The 17,035-nt window shown below is 42.4% G+C and carries 21 protein-coding genes; 12 read left to right on the forward strand and 9 right to left on the reverse strand.

What is annotated here, in order from left to right; translation table 11 throughout:
• Positions 1-23: 23 nt before the first annotated feature.
• The 3 genes from iscU to WC615_RS06940 all read left to right on the forward strand — a co-directional run bounded on the left by iscU (position 24) and on the right by WC615_RS06940 (position 1,390).
• Positions 24-437: a Fe-S cluster assembly scaffold IscU gene (gene iscU / locus WC615_RS06930; RefSeq protein ID WP_067059246.1), complete on the forward strand. Its 414-nt coding sequence runs from the start codon at positions 24-26 to the stop codon at positions 435-437.
• Between the two features lie 93 nt (positions 438-530).
• Entirely contained in the window at positions 531-857 is a 327-nt protein-coding gene (locus WC615_RS06935; RefSeq protein WP_067059244.1) for an iron-sulfur cluster assembly accessory protein, read from the forward strand.
• Positions 858-928: 71 nt separating this feature from the next.
• Positions 929-1,390, forward strand: coding sequence for a flavodoxin family protein (locus tag WC615_RS06940; protein WP_372977383.1), 462 nt, complete (start codon positions 929-931; stop codon positions 1,388-1,390).
• A 59-nt stretch (positions 1,391-1,449) separates the two neighbouring features.
• On the opposite strand, the gene WC615_RS06945 is transcribed toward WC615_RS06940, so the two are convergent.
• Complete coding sequence (locus WC615_RS06945) at positions 1,450-2,046, reverse strand: short chain dehydrogenase (protein WP_372977384.1); 597 nt, start codon at positions 2,044-2,046, stop codon at positions 1,450-1,452.
• A 166-nt stretch (positions 2,047-2,212) separates the two neighbouring features.
• Between WC615_RS06945 and WC615_RS06950 the strand changes: the two genes are divergently transcribed.
• Together WC615_RS06950 and WC615_RS06955 are read left to right on the forward strand one after the other, a co-directional pair.
• The gene (locus tag WC615_RS06950) at positions 2,213-4,126 is read left to right on the forward strand and encodes a long-chain fatty acid--CoA ligase (protein ID WP_372977385.1); all 1,914 of its coding nucleotides are present in this window, start codon (positions 2,213-2,215) and stop codon (positions 4,124-4,126) included.
• Between the two features lie 15 nt (positions 4,127-4,141).
• Positions 4,142-4,864 (forward strand): type II CAAX prenyl endopeptidase Rce1 family protein, encoded by a 723-nt coding sequence (locus WC615_RS06955; RefSeq protein ID WP_372977386.1) that lies wholly within the window; start codon positions 4,142-4,144, stop codon positions 4,862-4,864.
• Here WC615_RS06955 and WC615_RS06960 read toward each other — a convergent pair.
• The 4 genes from WC615_RS06960 to WC615_RS06975 all read right to left on the reverse strand — a co-directional run bounded on the left by WC615_RS06960 (position 4,861) and on the right by WC615_RS06975 (position 7,676).
• Entirely contained in the window at positions 4,861-5,874 is a 1,014-nt protein-coding gene (locus WC615_RS06960) for a Kelch repeat-containing protein (protein WP_372977387.1), read from the reverse strand. The genes WC615_RS06955 and WC615_RS06960 overlap by 4 nt on opposite strands.
• Positions 5,875-5,972: 98 nt before the next feature.
• Positions 5,973-6,593 carry a CatA-like O-acetyltransferase gene (locus WC615_RS06965; RefSeq protein WP_372977388.1) on the reverse strand — a complete coding sequence of 207 codons (621 nt, stop codon included), beginning with the start codon at positions 6,591-6,593 and terminating at the stop codon, positions 5,973-5,975.
• 2 nt (positions 6,594-6,595) lie between these two features.
• Positions 6,596-7,279, reverse strand: coding sequence for an HAD family hydrolase (locus WC615_RS06970; protein WP_372977389.1), 684 nt, complete (start codon positions 7,277-7,279; stop codon positions 6,596-6,598).
• A 43-nt stretch (positions 7,280-7,322) separates the two neighbouring features.
• On the reverse strand, positions 7,323-7,676 hold the full coding sequence (locus WC615_RS06975; RefSeq protein WP_372977390.1) for a hypothetical protein: 354 nt from the start codon (positions 7,674-7,676) through the stop codon (positions 7,323-7,325).
• Positions 7,677-7,830: 154 nt separating this feature from the next.
• Between WC615_RS06975 and lysS the strand changes: the two genes are divergently transcribed.
• The 3 genes from lysS to WC615_RS06990 all read left to right on the forward strand — a co-directional run bounded on the left by lysS (position 7,831) and on the right by WC615_RS06990 (position 10,508).
• Positions 7,831-9,552 (forward strand): lysine--tRNA ligase, encoded by a 1,722-nt coding sequence (lysS, locus tag WC615_RS06980; protein ID WP_372977391.1) that lies wholly within the window; start codon positions 7,831-7,833, stop codon positions 9,550-9,552.
• Positions 9,553-9,625: 73 nt separating this feature from the next.
• On the forward strand, positions 9,626-9,934 hold the full coding sequence (locus WC615_RS06985) for a hypothetical protein (protein WP_372977392.1): 309 nt from the start codon (positions 9,626-9,628) through the stop codon (positions 9,932-9,934).
• 331 nt (positions 9,935-10,265) lie between these two features.
• On the forward strand, positions 10,266-10,508 hold the full coding sequence (locus WC615_RS06990) for a hypothetical protein (protein WP_372977393.1): 243 nt from the start codon (positions 10,266-10,268) through the stop codon (positions 10,506-10,508).
• A 15-nt stretch (positions 10,509-10,523) separates the two neighbouring features.
• On the opposite strand, the gene WC615_RS06995 is transcribed toward WC615_RS06990, so the two are convergent.
• Complete coding sequence (locus WC615_RS06995; RefSeq protein WP_372977394.1) at positions 10,524-11,078, reverse strand: tetratricopeptide repeat protein; 555 nt, start codon at positions 11,076-11,078, stop codon at positions 10,524-10,526.
• Positions 11,079-11,153: 75 nt separating this feature from the next.
• On the opposite strand from WC615_RS06995, the gene ung reads away from it, so the two are divergent.
• Entirely contained in the window at positions 11,154-11,837 is a 684-nt protein-coding gene (gene ung / locus WC615_RS07000; RefSeq protein ID WP_372977395.1) for a uracil-DNA glycosylase, read from the forward strand.
• Positions 11,838-11,915: 78 nt separating this feature from the next.
• Here ung and WC615_RS07005 read toward each other — a convergent pair whose 3' ends face one another.
• Positions 11,916-12,554 (reverse strand): DUF2306 domain-containing protein, encoded by a 639-nt coding sequence (locus WC615_RS07005; protein WP_372977396.1) that lies wholly within the window; start codon positions 12,552-12,554, stop codon positions 11,916-11,918.
• A 128-nt stretch (positions 12,555-12,682) separates the two neighbouring features.
• Complete coding sequence (locus tag WC615_RS07010) at positions 12,683-13,153, reverse strand: Lrp/AsnC family transcriptional regulator (RefSeq protein ID WP_258134825.1); 471 nt, start codon at positions 13,151-13,153, stop codon at positions 12,683-12,685.
• 129 nt (positions 13,154-13,282) lie between these two features.
• On the opposite strand from WC615_RS07010, the gene WC615_RS07015 reads away from it, so the two are divergent.
• The 3 genes from WC615_RS07015 to smpB are packed head-to-tail and all read left to right on the forward strand — an operon-like array spanning position 13,283 to position 16,296.
• On the forward strand, positions 13,283-13,933 hold the full coding sequence (locus WC615_RS07015) for a metal-dependent transcriptional regulator (RefSeq protein WP_372977397.1): 651 nt from the start codon (positions 13,283-13,285) through the stop codon (positions 13,931-13,933).
• The gene (locus tag WC615_RS07020) at positions 13,930-15,828 is read left to right on the forward strand and encodes an Nramp family divalent metal transporter (RefSeq protein ID WP_372977398.1); all 1,899 of its coding nucleotides are present in this window, start codon (positions 13,930-13,932) and stop codon (positions 15,826-15,828) included. The genes WC615_RS07015 and WC615_RS07020 overlap by 4 nt, the downstream gene beginning before the upstream one ends.
• An 18-nt stretch (positions 15,829-15,846) precedes the next feature.
• Positions 15,847-16,296 (forward strand): SsrA-binding protein SmpB, encoded by a 450-nt coding sequence (smpB, locus tag WC615_RS07025; protein ID WP_191174331.1) that lies wholly within the window; start codon positions 15,847-15,849, stop codon positions 16,294-16,296.
• A gap of 196 nt (positions 16,297-16,492) precedes the next feature.
• On the opposite strand, the gene WC615_RS07030 is transcribed toward smpB, so the two are convergent.
• A partial coding sequence (locus WC615_RS07030; protein ID WP_372977399.1) for a protein-L-isoaspartate(D-aspartate) O-methyltransferase occupies positions 16,493-17,035 on the reverse strand: 543 nt, incomplete at its 5' end.

The raw sequence follows: 17,035 nt of genomic DNA on the forward strand, positions 1-17,035 counted from the left end.
CTTTTGACTTAATACTTAAAAACATGGCTTATTCAGATAAAGTAATTGACCATTATACTAACCCCCGCAATGTGGGTACGTTAGATAAGAGCAGCCACAAGGTTGGTACCGGCCTTGTTGGTGCGCCGGAGTGCGGCGACGTTATGCGCCTGCAGATACAGGTTGATGATAACAACATCATCACCGATGCTAAATTTAAAACCTTTGGTTGCGGTTCGGCAATCGCTTCTTCATCTTTAGCTACCGAGTGGTTAAAAGGTAAAAGCGTTGACGATGCAATGAAGATAGACAACATGGATATCGTAGAAGAGCTTGCCCTTCCACCGGTAAAAATCCACTGCTCGGTTTTAGCAGAAGATGCTATCAAAGCAGCCATCAATGATTTCCGCGTAAAAAACGGTATGGAGCCTATCGCTCTTGAAAAATCACATCACTAATAACAGATATTAGAATCAAGAGCCAAGAATCAAGACTTAAGCAATTTCGTCCTTGTCTTGACTCATGACTCTAAAAATCTTGAATCTACTACCATGGTAACTGTAACTGATAAAGCGAAAGCTAAAATAGATAACCTGATGCAGGATAGCGGGCTTGATGCCTCTTACTTCCTGCGTGTATCTGTACAGGGCGGCGGCTGTTCTGGTTTATCTTACAACCTCGATTTTGATAACGAGGAGAAAAAAGGCGACCAGTTTTTTGAAGATCGCGGTGTACGCTTTGCCCTTGATATGAAATCGTTTTTATACCTGGCCGGCACCGAGCTTGATTTTAGCGACGGGCTTAACGGTAAAGGTTTTAACTTTCATAACCCAAATGCTACCCGCACCTGCGGATGCGGCGAAAGTTTCTCGGTTTAATAATTTATTATTAACATAAAATATTAAAAAGGTTGATTACATTTAGGTGATCAACCTTTTTTGTTTTAGGCATGGGAAACAAAACGCTTGTAATACTGGGCAGCAACCGTAAAAATAGCCTTACCGAGTCGATAACCCGTAAGGCATTGCTGCAAACCGAGTTTGATATGATAGACCTGCTCGATCATAAAATAGCCCACTACAATTACGACGGCCACTACCCTGCCGACGATGAATTTGAGGCCATCATCAGCAAAGCGCTTCCTTACGATAATATTATCTTTGCCACCCCGGTTTACTGGTACAGCATGAGCGGCGTAATGAAGGTGTTTTTCGATCGGCTTACCGACCTTATCACCATTAAAAAAGACCTTGGCCGCGGCCTCAGGGGCAAATCGGCCTCCATGATAGCCGTAGGCGCCGACCCGGCCATCCCCGATGGTTTCGAGGTTCCCTTTAAACATACCGCCGCATATTTGGGGATACAATATAAAGGATGTACCTATTATGCTACTGAGCCGAAAAAGGTTTAGTGGCTTTCCTCCCTGTCCCGTTTGCTCCGCTTTAAAAATGGAACAAACTGAACAAAGCATTAAAAGATCTCTACAACCTGCCCTGTACCGGCACCAAAAACGCTGCGCAGGTAACCGGCAACTACCCTATCCATGGTAACCGGTATATGCCCTGGGAAAGCATCAAAATACTCCGGCGAATCTTCTACTACGCCCGGGCTGATGGCGTTTATCCGTACATCATTTTCTAAACCAATGGCCGCGGCTATTACAAACGAGTTTAATGCACCGTTAACCGTGCTCAGGTTTGCACCGTATAGTACAGGGTCGTTAGATAAAATACCCGAGGTAAGCGTAAAAGAGCCTTTAGGATTGATGTAATGCTGGCCTATCAGCACCAGGTTCACCTGCCCCATCAGTTTACTGTCTATGCCTTTTTTAAAATCTTCGGGCGTCATGGTGTTTAGCGGGCCAAAGTGGCCGCTGCCGGTTACACTAACCAGCGCGTCAAATTTGCCCGTTTTTTTATAAAATGCTTCAATCGACTCTGTTGAGGTGATATCCACCTGCAAATCGCCGCTTTTTGAGCCTGCGGTAATTATTTGGTGCTGGCCTTGCAGCGCGGCAGTTACTTTTTTTCCTAAGGTACCGGTGGCACCAACGATAATGATTTTCATAAGATTTAAATTTAGATACTCAAAGTAAGCGATTTAAAGGCAATACCTTAAAACGGGATAGTCAAAACCCGGTCATGATTAATGTTGATAGTTAATGATTACGGCGTTTTTAATTAAATGTAAAATAATTAGCTTTGTTATTGTATAAACCTGATAGATAAACTTAATGAACATTGTTGCTGAGCAATCGACCATACCGGAGCTTATCCGTAATATTGTTGCGAACATACACCCCGAAGACCATACGTTTCTGATCCATAAGGTAAAAGATACCTGGGTAGAAATTTCCTATAAACAAGCACTCGAAAAGATTGACGCCATATCGGCCTGGTTCCTGGAAATTGGCATCAAAAAAGGTGACCGGTTAGCTCTTATTATAGAGAATGGGCCCGACTATATTTATTATGACCAGGCTTTACAGCAAATTGGAGCAGTAAACACCTCTATCTACCCCACTTTGTCCGAAACCGAGATAGAGTACATCCTGAACGATTCTGAAGCGCGTACCATTCTTATTGGCAACCCGTTCCTGTTTCGTAAGGTTTTAAAGATAGCCAATAACTGCCCGGCATTGATCAGGCTGATACCCGCTTGCGATGAGTTTGAGAAATACAGCGATAAGCTCAGCTTAAACGCCGGTGTAGTTAGTTTTGAGAATGTGATAAAAGAAGGCCTTGCCCTTGTTGACAGTTACCGCCTGGCCATAAACGCCGCGCGCGAAGCTATCCTCCCTTCAGATCTTTCCTGTTTGATCTATACATCGGGTACTACCGGCACCCCCAAGGGCGTAATGCTTACGCACCATAACCTTACCGAAAATTGCAAGGTAAGCCTCTACCAGATCCCGATCATTGAAAAAACAGATATGTTCCTGTCGTTCCTGCCGTTATCGCACGTGTTTGAGCGTACCGCTACGTATTACATCTGCATGAACAAGGGTTGTACTATTGCCTTCGCGCAAAGCCTTGATCTGCTGGCCCGCAACATGGCTGAGGTAAAACCCACCGTAATGTGCTGCGTACCGCGGTTACTGGAGCGCATCCACGACAGGGCTATGAAGAACGGCCTTGCCGCCGGAGGTATGAAAACCACGATATTTACCTGGGCTTTAAAAATAGGCCGCCAATACCGTTTAGTGCATGAAGCGGGTAAAAAACCCGGCATCATCCTTAGTGCCGAACAAAAACTGGCCAATAAACTGGTATTCAGCAAAATAAAAGAAAAAACAGGCGGGCGCTTAAAAGTACTACTATCCGGCGGTGGCGCATTACCTAAAAACGTTGGTGAATTTTTTGGTGATATCGATATCAAATTACTGGAAGGTTTCGGCCTTACAGAAACATCGCCGGTAATGTCTGTTACCGAAAACGACCGCATCATTTATGGCACCGTTGGCCGTATCATCCCGGGTATTGAGGTGGGTATCCAGAATGTTGACACCAAAAAGATATTGACAGTGCAAACCCACGATAACTTTAACCCGAATTTCGAATCGGAAGAAGGTGAGATCATTGTACGCGGGCATTGTGTAATGAAAGGCTACTGGAAAAAGCCCGAGGAAACCGCGGCTGTTATTGACCCGGAAGGGTGGTTGCATACCGGCGATATAGGCCGTTTTTACCGGGGCAACCTGCAAATTACCGACAGGCTTAAAAACATGCTGGTAAACGCATATGGTAAAAATATTTACCCTACCCCGGTAGAGAATACCTATTTAAAAAGCCCTAAAATTGAACAGGTATTTTTAATTGGCGATAAGCGTGACTTTATTACCGCTATACTGGTTCCGGGCCGTGAGTTGTTGCAGGAAACTTTTAAACTGAGCGACGATTTTTTTGAGAACCCTGAGACTTTTATAGATAACAAAGAAATAACCGACTGGATAAACCAGGATGTTAAAAAACTATCTAATGAACTGGCAAAATTCGAGCGCATCAAAAACTTCAAGATCAAACGCGTACCATTTAGCATGGAAGCCGGCGAAATAACACCCACCCTGAAAGCCAAACGTAAGGTAATTGAGAAAAAGTACGCAGACGCTATCGATGACTTGTATACATGGGAAGATGATGCGGAATAATCAACCAGCTTGCTAATGCTCGAGGAAATTTACGCCATTGGCAAGTACCCCTTGCTAAAAAACGATAGTACGTTTCAAAGCAAACTTATTTTGCTGTTAAAAATCTATGGAATAGTTTTCCTGCTTAACTTTTTCAGCGCACCATTATACCTGTTGTGGGAGTTTATTGTAAATCATTTGCATTACAAAAGCCTGGCGGCACAATATAAAACATCTATGCACAGCTTTTTGGCTAAGTATGGGTATTGGAAAGCTGTATTATATGTAAGCCTTATAGGCCCGGTGATTGAAGAGATCATCTTCCGGCTGCCGCTTTCATTTAAACGGAAGCATATTGCTGTTGCATTTGGTTGTGCCTTAGTATTGCTGGCAAAAGCTTTACCAACGCTTAACCAACAAAATTTATCCATAAACATATTGGCCCGGGTGATACTTTTTGTGTTGGGTTACTTTGCCTTATTAAAAAGTTTGCCGCAAAATATCACACCCAATAAAAGGGCACAAAAGGGGTTTATACTTTCGTCAATCATAATTTTTGGATTGCTGCATACGTTAAACTACGCACCTTTTCAATGGGGTATTATATTTATATACCCGCTGTATGTAATACCACAACTATTTATGGGTTGGTTTTTAACCTATGTAAGGTTTAAAAATGGCTTTTTTTGGGGCGTAGCCTTACATGTTTTAATCAACAGCATCACTATGCTGATACAATCGGCCTATAAAATTTATTAATTGGTTTTACGGGGAGTGTATTTCCAAAAATCCCTTAAAAGGCCCGGGTTACCTGTACCTATATAGCCTATGCCATTTATAGCAAAGCTAACCATGTCATAACGGGAGGCAGCTTGTAAATTAGTGATCTTAGTCCATTTATCAGTCAGAGTATCGTATTTATACCAATCATCAGCAGTAGCGGTTGTGGTCGACCCCATACCGGTATAACCATCTGTGCCAATTACAAAATATCCGCTAAACGCCCTGGCTTTACCTGTAAAATCAGCTTTCTTAGTCCATTTATTTGCAGCAGCGTCATACTCCCACATATCCTTAGCAGCAATATCGGGTGCGGCGCCCCCAAGGCCTGCATAACCTTTACCATTTACGGCGAAGCCAATAGCGCCAAAACTGCCAGTTCCGGGATAATCTGCAACGCGTTCCCACTTATCGGCAGTTACATCATACTTCCAAAAATCCTTGTAATTAACATCATAAGTATTATTGGTGCCCAGCCCCATATACCCCACTCCATTTATTGCAAAAGCAATAACGTTCTCGCGCTTTCCTCCCGCAAAATCAGCTTTTTGTGTCCACTTATCTGTGGCGGGGTTATACTCCCAAAAATCATCATTCTGCGGCAAATCATCGCCGGGTATCAATACGCGTTTACCATACCCGGTACCTATATAACCTTTATTATTGATACTAAAGCCCCTTATATATTCACCAGCCATGCCCGGATAGTCGGCCTTACGTGTCCATTGATCGGTTGCCGGGTCATATTCCCAAAAATCGTTTAGCAGCTGTGAATTAAAACCACTTGCAGCATTACCTCCAAGTATGTATCCTTTATTGCCAATTGTAAAGCCAAAGGCACGTACACGCCCTACGCCTGCAAAATCGCCCAACTGAGCCCACAAACCCGGCAGGCCATTCTCATAGTTAGGCACAAAGGCTTTATCTTTTTTACACGAAAAAAGAGTTAGGGCAATCAATGCCAGGAAACAGGCTTTTTTAAACAGCATACAGGTTAATGGGAGATAAGTAAATATATCATTTACATTTTAAAATGCAGATGGCTTTACTTACTTATTATATACGCTATTTATTGCTATTGAGTTGCTTAGGCGTTTAGTAATTGCTGAAACAGATCTATATATTCACCAACCTGCCGGCCATCTATAAAGCCATGATGCACGGTAACAGAAACCGGCATCATCAGTTTTCCACCTATTTCGGTCATCTTACCTAACGATACTTTGGGCATACTATCTTCAAACTTAAAATTGCGGGCATGTGTTAAGCCGGTAAAGTTTACCCAGGGAATAGCAGAGACATGCAAAACATTAACAAAAGGCTTTAACTCCAGTCCGGTTGTGTTTTGCACACGTTTTATCTCCTGCTGTGCACCGGTTACAAATTCGGCAAAATCAGGTTTGTAATCGATATACGAAAAGCCAAAAGTAGTATCAGGGCGACTGACAGTTGCTGATACATGCACCTCATCGTATAAAAAAACATCACCATTTTCAACGCGGTACCTGAAACATTCAATACTATTGGCTGCTTTTAAAATACAGTGCAAATAATATAAAAAGAAAGATACGCCCTGTTGTTTTGCCTTTTGGTAAGCAATAGTTACATCAACATTTGCAGTTACGCCAAAAAAGGGCTCTTCAAAACTATTAAAAAACTCAAAATGGCTTTTGCGGTACCAGGTATCCAGGTCTATTTTCGTTTTCATGCTTACAGATACGCTAAAATATCTTTAATAGTAACAGCGCTTTTAAAACGTTCGTTATCAATACTGTCTTCAATTTGCTCGTGCGCCCAGGTAATGTGGTAAGGTACATGTACGGCGTGCCCGCCAATATTAAGCACCGGCATAATATCACTTTTAAGGGAGTTGCCTACCATCAAAAGTTCTTCGGGTTTTATATCCAGGTGTTTAATAAGCTTAAGGTAATTAGCATCATCCTTCTCGCTCATGATCTCGATATGGTGAAAATAAGGGTTAAGTCCCGATTTTTTCAGCTTGCGCTCCTGGTCGAGCAGATCGCCTTTGGTGGCAACAACAAGGCGATATTTGCCTTTTAGTGTTTCAAGCACTTCTTCCACTCCATCCAGCAGTTCTATGGGCTGGTTCAGCATTTGTTTGCCCAGTTCCATAATCTCGGCCACAACCTCAATACTCAATGTATTTTGGGTGATCTTCATGGCAGCCTCTATCATCGACAGAATGAAGCCTTTTATACCGTATCCGTAAAGCGCAAGGTTGGCTATCTCTATTTTGAGCAACTCGCGTTCCAGTTCGTGCTGTGATGCGTACGATGCCAGCAAGGTGCAAAATTGCTCTTCTGTTTGCCTGAAATAGGGTTCGTTGACCCAAAGGGTGTCATCAGCATCAAAAGCGATCACTTTAATATCCATGGGCGCAAAGATATCAAAAGAGATTTTAGATATTTTCTGCCTTTTAATTTTCTGATATCTTCTTAAAGGCTAAAGAACCCTCATCGCGTTCTATTATCAATTCGAGGTTAGATATTTTTTTGATTTTATCAAACTTACGGTTGGGCAGAGGCATAAAAGGTGTCAGAAGCATCGAACATTCAATTTTGTCTTTACGAACATCAAAAAATGTAAAATGAAAGTCTGTTACTATCAAAGGCTTCATATATCCGCTTGTCTCTGATTTTGATTTGTAAATAAACTTGAATGGCTTTGTTAGGGTGTCTTTAGTAGACATATCAATTCCTACCCAATCTCCTTGCAAGTATTTTTTAAACTGCTTTAACGAATAGTTTTTGTAGATAACCTCCTTTTGCACCGCCGGTTGATGTTTGCAGGACCATACATTTAACAGCAATAAAATGACTAATAAATATCGGGTATAGGTTAACATTAAGTAATACTACTAATAACAACTCAATTTACAAGCAAAAATCCTATTTTTGCAGCCTTAATAAAATACCCTTTACAATATGAGTATTGCACTATCTGAACAGGAGATCTTTCGTCGCGAATCGTTACAAAAACTTCGCGAACTGGGCATAAACCCCTATCCTGCCGAAGCATTTGATGTGACCGCGTGGGCACAGGATATTAATGACAATTTTGAAGCTACACCAGATAAGTATAAACAGGTTGTAATTGCAGGCCGTATCATGACGCGCCGCATCATGGGCAGTGCATCATTTGCCGAGATCCAGGATAGTACCGGCCGTGTGCAGATCTACATTAAACGCGATGACATTTGCCCGGGTGAAGATAAAACACTTTACAATACCGTATTTAAAAAGCTTTTAGATATTGGCGATTACGTTGGTATAAAAGGTTACGTGTTTTTAACGCAAACCGGCGAGATCTCGGTGCATACCGAAGAATTGATCGTATTAGCCAAATCGTTAAAACCACTGCCGGTGGTAAAACGCGAGGACGATGGTACCATACATGATGGTTTCACCGACCCAGAAATGCGTTACCGCCAGCGTTATGTGGACTTAACTGTTAACCCCGAGTATAAAAACATCTTCATCAACCGCTCTAAAGTGATTAGCGCTATGCGTAATTACTTTAACCTGCAGGGATGGATGGAGGTTGAAACCCCTATACTGCAGCCTGTGCATGGCGGTGCAGCGGCCCGCCCGTTTGCTACGCATCATAATACGCTTGATATGCCGCTGTTTTTACGTATCGCCAACGAGCTTTACCTGAAACGCCTTATCGTGGCCGGTTTTGATGGTGTTTATGAGTTTGGTAAAATGTTCCGCAACGAGGGTATGGACCGTACCCACAACCCGGAATTTACCGCCATGGAGATCTATGTAGCTTACAAAGACTATATATGGATGATGGCCATGGTTGAAGAATGCCTGGAAACTGTTGCTAAAGCAGTGCATGGCATCCCTGTTGTATATGTTGGCCAGCACGAAATAAACTTTGCAGGACCGTACGAAAAGTTATCGATGTACGATTCTATCCTTAAATACACAGGTATAGATGTATCTGCTATGGACGAAGAAGGATTACGTAAAGTATGCGCCGACTTAGCCATTGAGGTAGACGCCAGCATGGGTAAAGGCAAACTGATAGACGAGATATTTAGTGCTAAGGTGGAGCATAACCTGATCCAACCTACATACATTACCGACTACCCAATCGAAATGACGCCGCTTGCTAAAAAGCATCGTACAAAAGACGGCCTGGTAGAGCGTTTTGAACTTTTTGTAAACGGTAAAGAAATAGCCAACGCATATTCTGAGCTGAACGACCCTATCGATCAGCGTGAACGTTTAGAAGAACAATTGGTACTGGCCGGTCGTGGCGATGATGAAGCTATGGCGATGGATGACGACTTTTTACGTGCCCTTGAATATGGTATGCCGCCAACATCAGGCCTTGGTATAGGTATAGACCGTTTGGTGATGCTGATGACCAATCAAAGCACCATCCAGGAAGTATTATTCTTCCCGCAGATGCGCCCCGAGAAAAAAGCCAAAGTGGCTACCGCCGATGATTTCATCAATATTGGTGTAACTGCCGAGTGGGTACCAGTATTAAATAAAATGGGCTTTAATACCGTTGAAGAGTTAAAGGCAGGCAACCCAAACAAGGTATTTAATGACCTTGGCGGGATGCGCAAAAAAATGAAACTGGACATCCCCATGCCTACTAAAGAAGAGGTTATGAGGTGGTTTGAATAAATAGAATTAATATTTATAATTTTAGAGACGCGATACATCGCGTCTCTTTTTGTTTATTAAACTTTCTCGCATTATGTATTTCGAAAATAAACCCAACGGCGTAACTGGTTACGGGCGAATTGGTCGTGTTACGTTTTCTAAAACCTTACGGTCAATGTATTATGATGGCAAAGAGTTTCTAAAAGTTAAAAATGGCTTTAAGCACAATTGCATTGATATTGAAACCGGCGAGGAATACTGGATATCCGGATGTAAAAAAGATGGTGACGATACGCTATATGGCGGCAATAAACCAATAGAAATTGACGAAGATGCCCGTGAAGAGTATTGGACAGTTGTAAGGAACAGGCCGGATCTTATGGCAAAAGCAACCTCTAATTAATTAACCACTCCGCCTATTGCAAAACTTACAAATGATAAGCTATTTTGCAAAACAATAAAAAAATCAAAAACGTGATTATCAAATAGATACGAAATTTCGTAAGCGTTCACGGCAGTGAACGTGAACACTAAGCAAGCATCAAGGTCGTTTCAGGACGTTTAAAGGACGGTTTAGGGCGTTTGAGGCCTGTGCAAATTGGTCTGAAAAAAGCAGAAAAGCAGGGTTATTCTACTGCTTACATCCCATTCCTTAACAAAAAGATAAAGAGAATAAAACTTTCAATTAATAGTAGATGTTGAATTTTATATCAGACACACTATAATTGAATACCATGACAAATTCTATCCTTGAAATAACCGAAAATGAATACCTGATAAAATTAAACAGGAGCAATTTCGATCTATCTTTTATCCGTAGCCTGTTAAAAATTGTTGAGGTATCAAAACCCACAAAAAGCAAACAGGAAGAAGAAAGCTACGATTATTCTACCATGCACATCACCGACAGGCACATCGCGCCAAATCAAAATCACTCGTCAGAGCCTGATTATTTCAGCAACCTCGACGAGAAATAAAAACCTGTTCTGTTCTTAGAATTTTTGACGGAAACCGCCGCGCACTACCTGCTGCTTATCCATCTGGGCCATCTGGCCTTTCATCATTTTTATCTGATCGGCAAGCAGTTTGTTCTTGTCATCCTTGGCGGCATCTTTTAAATACATCTCGGCTTCGCGTTTATTACGTTTTGCCATTGATATACCAGCAAGGCTAAGTTTAGCCAGGGCTGTGTTATGAGACATACCCATGCCTAACTGGAGTGCCTTCTTAAAATATTTTTCTGATTTTAAAGGCGCTTTGCGCGATTCTATCAAACCTACAAGCAGGTTGTAATAACCATGTTGGCCTTTATATAATTGTTTTTCGTAATCGGTTATTTTTACAAGTACGGCTTCTGCTTTATCAGAATTTTCCTTACGCAGGTAAAACTGTGCAAGCAGCATATTTTCGTTAAAAAAGAAGGTAAGCAGCGTAATACCACCTAATATAAATACCAGTATACCCCATCCCCAAAAACCGAATGCGCAAAGCGTAACTCCGGCACCCATTATAACACAAGCAATAATTAACCTAACTATATTTGACATAATTTGTATTAGTATAAAAACAGAGTGCAAATATCGTTATTTGTAAGCTAAATAAAACATCAGTATTTAATATTTATGGCAGGAGAATTAGAACCATCGTGGAAAAATCATTTAAGCGCAGAATTTGAAAAACCCTACATGCAGGAACTTAAAACTTTCCTGAAAACCGAGAAGGAAGCCGGCCATACCATTTATCCAAAAAATGCTGATATATTCAATGCTTTTAACATCACCCCGTTTGATGAGGTAAAGGTGGTGATATTAGGACAAGACCCTTACCATGGCCCTCACCAGGCGCATGGCTTATCGTTCTCAGTACAAAAGGGCGTTGCTGTGCCGCCATCCTTGCGAAACATATACAAGGAGCTATCAACCGATATCCCCGGCTTTACTATCCCCCAAACCGGCGACCTGACCAAATGGGCAGAACAAGGCGTACTATTATTAAATGCCACCCTAACGGTAAGGGCAGCAACAGCAGGCTCGCACCAAAAAAAGGGTTGGGAAAAATTCACAGATGCCGCCATCAAAACATTGTCAGATGAGAAAAAGGGATTAGTATTCATCCTGTGGGGTGCTTACGCGCAATCGAAAGCAGTGCTCATCAACCCTAACAATAACCACCTTGTTATCAAATCAACCCACCCTTCGCCCCTGGCGGTAAGCCACGGCGGGTTCTTCGGGTCGAGACCTTTCTCAAAAACAAACGAGTTTTTAGTAAAGCAGGGTAAAGAGACGATTGATTGGCAGATAGTTTAGGTGTGCGGATTTCAAATGTGCAGATATGCAGATGAAAAATCAGGTGCAACCAGATGCAGATAAAGCATTTTACTTGCTTTAAATCTGTTGAGGTATTAGTACCGTTTCTTTCCTGTTGTTTATAATGATAATTGCGATAATAAGATTAGGCACCCAGCAAAACCAGGAAACCACACGATAGGCCGGGATAAAATCATGAAACACAAAGGCCGATAATAAAGGCAGCCATATACGCAGCGTAACGGCCGCAAAGGTGAGCGCGTAATTGCAGATCATCCAGTTTTGGTGCTGGCTTACATGGCCCTGCCTGATGGTACTGTAAGCCTTTATATTACTGATAAGCCAGAGAATAGCCAACGAGCCAAAGCCCAATACACAAACCAGACCGCCTGTAGCAAAAAAAGCAATGTATAAACCTGCTACACTGCTCAGCGTTACCGCTATAACATATATTTTACCTATAAACCGGTGTATGTTTAAATAACGCATGCGCAAACGGGCGCTAAACTGCGTCCACCCGATTAGAAGCGCTATCCCGCCAAAAATAATGTGGATATAAAAGGCTGTGTTCCAGATGCTACTATCCAGAATAGCTTTTGGTTTTGACTGCAATAAACCGTTCGACCGCATATCAATCAAAAAATATAGCAACGGATAAAGGCCTATAGCAATAGCAAAAAACGCGAAAGGGATCCAGGGCAGGTTTTTAAGTTTCATGACCATTTAGACGACATAAAACTCAAATGGTTACATGTAAAAGAGCTAAAAATCAAGACATAAAAAAAGCCAGGGATCAAAAGAAAATGCTCTCTTGATTCCTGGCTCTAAAGGTCTTAAATCTCTTCTTAGTATTCCAAAGGAACTATCGGCTCTTTTTTGCTTGTGCTCATGATCATCATGGTTTGGAAGGTTTTAACCACCGTAATGCGGCTTATCTTCTCCATAATCAGTTGCTCGTACGATTTAATATCGCGCACGTAAACTTTCAATAAAAAATCGCACTGGCCGGTTACGTGGTGGCATTCTGTTACTTCTTTAATGTTTTGTATCTCATCTAAAAAAGTCTGGATGGTGTTCTTCTGATGAAAATCGAGCGAGATCTGTATAAATGTTTTGATACCCAGGCCAAGTTTTTCTTCATCAACAAGGGCGTGGTAGCTTTTTATATATTCTGCATTCTCCAGTTTGCGCACACGCTCTAAAGTAGGTGCCGGCGAAAGGCCGATCTCGTTCGAAAGCTGCAAATTGGTGATGCGGCCGTTTTCCTGTAATATCTTAAGTATCTGTAGGTCTATTTTATCTAATTCTGCTCCCATGGTACGTGCAAATATATAGTATTCTATATCTCACAAAATAATATTTTTTTAAAAACTAATTCAACAAAACATATTACTTTTTTATTTGTATTTTTAGACGAGTCTAAAAAAAATATTAGATTTGTTTAAATGTACACTTTAGCCGAAGAGAACTATTTAAAGGCCATTTTTAAGTTATCGCAGATAACAGAGAATGTGAGCACCAACCAAATTGCAGCCGAGTTGGCCACCAAAGCCTCGTCGGTGACCGACATGTTGCGGAAGCTTGCCGAGAAGCTTTTGATCAATTACACCCGTTACCAGGGCGTTAGTTTAACGCAAACCGGCGAGAAGGTTGCTATCAACATCATCCGCAGGCACCGCCTTTGGGAATACTTTTTGGTAGAGAAGCTGCATTTTAAATGGGACGAGGTGCATGATATGGCCGAAGAGATGGAACATATTTCATCAAACGAACTGATAGACCGGCTGGATGAATTTATGGGTTTCCCCAGCCGCGACCCGCACGGCGACCCCATACCCGACAGTAAAGGCAATTTCAAAAAGAACGATCTTAAACCAATTTCGGCCGTTGGTGTTAACACATGCGGTATTATCTCAGGGGTTAAGGACCACTCTACGGCATTTTTACAATACCTAGAGAAACATGAACTTACCATCGGAAAAAAGATAACCATTAAAGAAATAATTACTTACGATAACGCAGTAATACTGCAAATGGAAAACAAAGACATACAAATAAGCCGCGATGTTGCCATTAACCTATTGATAGCTTTATGACATCAAACACTACCCAACATGATAGCCACTCGTTAGGCAATGTACACAATACCGTATCTACCGAAAACAAAACCGGCTGGCGCAAACTGTTATCCTTCCTTGGCCCAGCTTATTTGGTAAGCGTTGGTTATATGGACCCGGGTAACTGGGCGACAGATTTGGCCGCGGGTAGTCAGTTTGGTTATAAACTGATCTGGGTGCTACTATTATCAAACCTAATAGCTTTACTGTTACAGAACCTTGCTGTACGCTTAGGTATTGTGCGCGGACTGGATCTGGCACAGGCATCAAAGCATACTTATCCACGCTTTGTAAATTTTTGCCTGTACATACTGGCCCAGATAGCCATCATAGCCTGCGACCTGGCCGAGATTATCGGTATGGCCATTGGCTTGAACCTGCTTTTTGGCTTACCGCTGATATGGGGCGTATCTATTACTTTGCTTGATACCTTATTGCTTCTTTTTCTGCTCAACAAAGGCATGCGTAAACTGGAGGGCTTTATCATCTCCCTGATATTTATAGTAGGCGTAGCCTTTTTGGCGCAGATGTTTATTGTACAGCCCAATGTAATTGATATTGCAAAAGGCTTTATCCCCACCAAACTAAACAGTACATCGCTTTATCTGGCCATTGGTATTATTGGTGCTACGGTGATGCCGCATAACCTGTACCTGCATTCATCATTAGTACAAACCCGTAAGATAGACCGCAGCGACGCGGGTATAAAAAATGCCATTCGCTATAACTTTTGGGATACCACCATTGCTCTTAACCTGGCCTTTTTGGTAAATGCCGCTATATTAATATTAGCCGCCAGTGCCTTTTACGGCCGCGGCTTTCATCAGGTAGCCGAGATACAGGATGCGCATAAACTACTTACCAACATCTTCGGCAAACTGGCTCCTGCCCTGTTTGCCATAGCGCTTATAGCCGCCGGGCAAAGCTCTACCGTTACCGGCACCCTGGCCGGGCAGATCATCATGGAAGGCCACTTAAACCTGCGTATTGCCCCATGGCTGCGCCGTTTGCTAACGCGATTACTGGCTATTATCCCCGCATTCTTTACCATCCTGCACTTTGGGGAAGAAGGTTTGGGCAAGCTGCTGATATTAAGCCAGGTGGTACTGAGCTTACAGCTGGGCTTTGCCATTATCCCGCTCATCCACTTTACATCAGATAAAAAACGTATGGGCAATTTTGCCACAAGTGTGCCTTTAAAAATCCTTGCATGGGTATTTGCTACATTAATAGTAGGCCTTAACGTAAGGTTGGTGATACAGGAAATAGAAACATGGGCCGCCGCAAGCCCGGGTTCTGCAAACCTGGTGCATTTTGTGATATCGCCTATTGCTGTTGGGATAGGGTTATTATTATTATATGTGTTTCTTCGCCCGCTGCTTTATAAACATATTAGTCAGCCTATATATGTACCGCACGGTATAGCGGCCAAGTTAGACAACCTGGAAGCCGTGACCTATAATAACATAGCCATCACTATTGATTTTTCAAGGAATGATGAGGATTGCATCCGCCATGCCTTAATGCAGGGTGGCAAAAAAGCACATTATACATTAATACATGTGGTTGAAACGGCAGGTGCACGCTATTATGGCGGGCAGGTTATGGATAACGAAACCCAGAGCGACGTAGATAACCTGGATAAATATGTGAACACCCTAACTGCCTTACATTATAAAGCCGAAGCAAAAATTGGTTACGGCGGTGCAGCTACGGCTATTGCCGAGATCATCAATCAATCAAAAATAGATTTTGTGGTGATGGGGTCGCACGGGCATAAAGTTTTAAAAGACCTGATATTTGGCACTACTGTTGATTCTGTACGCCATAAGGTGAACGTACCGGTACTGGTTGTGAAACCTCAAAAAAAATAATCGCATATTTGCAGGGTAATGGAGCAGAATTTATATATCAAGAATAAGAAGGCATACTTTGAGTACCATATACTGGATAAATATACCGCCGGTATACAGCTATTAGGTACCGAAATAAAATCGATACGCGAAGGTAAGGCCAACATAAACGATGCCTTCTGCACTTTTATAGGCAACCAGCTTTATGTACGTAACCTGCATATTTCTGAATACTCAATGGGTTCGTTCTATAACCACGAAGCTAAACGCGACCGCATACTCCTGCTCAACAAAAAAGAACTAAAAAAACTCCTTACCCGCGGCGAAGAAAAGGGCCTGACCATTGTACCCCTTGCCTTATTCATCAGCGACCGTGGCTTTGCCAAACTGGAAATAGGCCTGGCCCAGGGTAAAAAAACCTTCGACAAACGCGAAACCCTGAAAGAACGCGATACAAAAGTTGAAATGGACAGGGCGATGAAACGCTAAGTTTGCAGTAGGCAGCTTACACATTTAACGCTGCTAATCACTGCCTAAATAAACAAGTGTTCACGTTCACACCACAGGCAGACCGTGAACACACGTGAACACCTGATAATCAGGACTATCAAAATAATGGTGACATAACACTGCCACCATTTGCAAAACAAAATTGCAACCGCCTTCAAACGCCCTCAAACGAAACCTACCACGCCCTATCGCCTACCAGCGGCACAAACCTGAAGGTATCCAGCACGTGGCGTTCATAATCATGCTCGGCGGTTTTTAATACAGTTACCATTTTTTGAGATTTTTCATCCCCCACCGGGATAACCAGTATGCCGCCAATTTTGAGTTGCTTTAATAATATTTCGGGCACGGTTGGTGCACCTGCGGTTACAATGATCTTGTCGTATGGCGCGTCTTCGGCAATGCCTATCGAGCCATCGCCTAAAAAGAATTTAGGTTTGTAGCCCATGTAAGGCAACACCTGTATGGTGCGCTCGTAAAGTTTTTCCTGTCGCTCTATGGTGAACACCTTGGCGCCCAGTTCCATTAATATACAGGTTTGGTAACCACAACCGGTACCTATCTCCAGCACCTTATCATTTTTTTGAATATGCAGCAGCTCGGTTTGGTAAGCTACCGTGTAAGGCTGCGAAATGGTTTGCCCGGCCCCTATCGGGAAAGCAATATCCTTGTAAGCCTGGTTCCAGAAGGTTTCATCGAAAAAATAATGACGAGGGAC

It is taken from the genome of Mucilaginibacter sp. (assembly GCF_041663085.1).
Lineage (GTDB): Bacteria > Bacteroidota > Bacteroidia > Sphingobacteriales > Sphingobacteriaceae > Mucilaginibacter.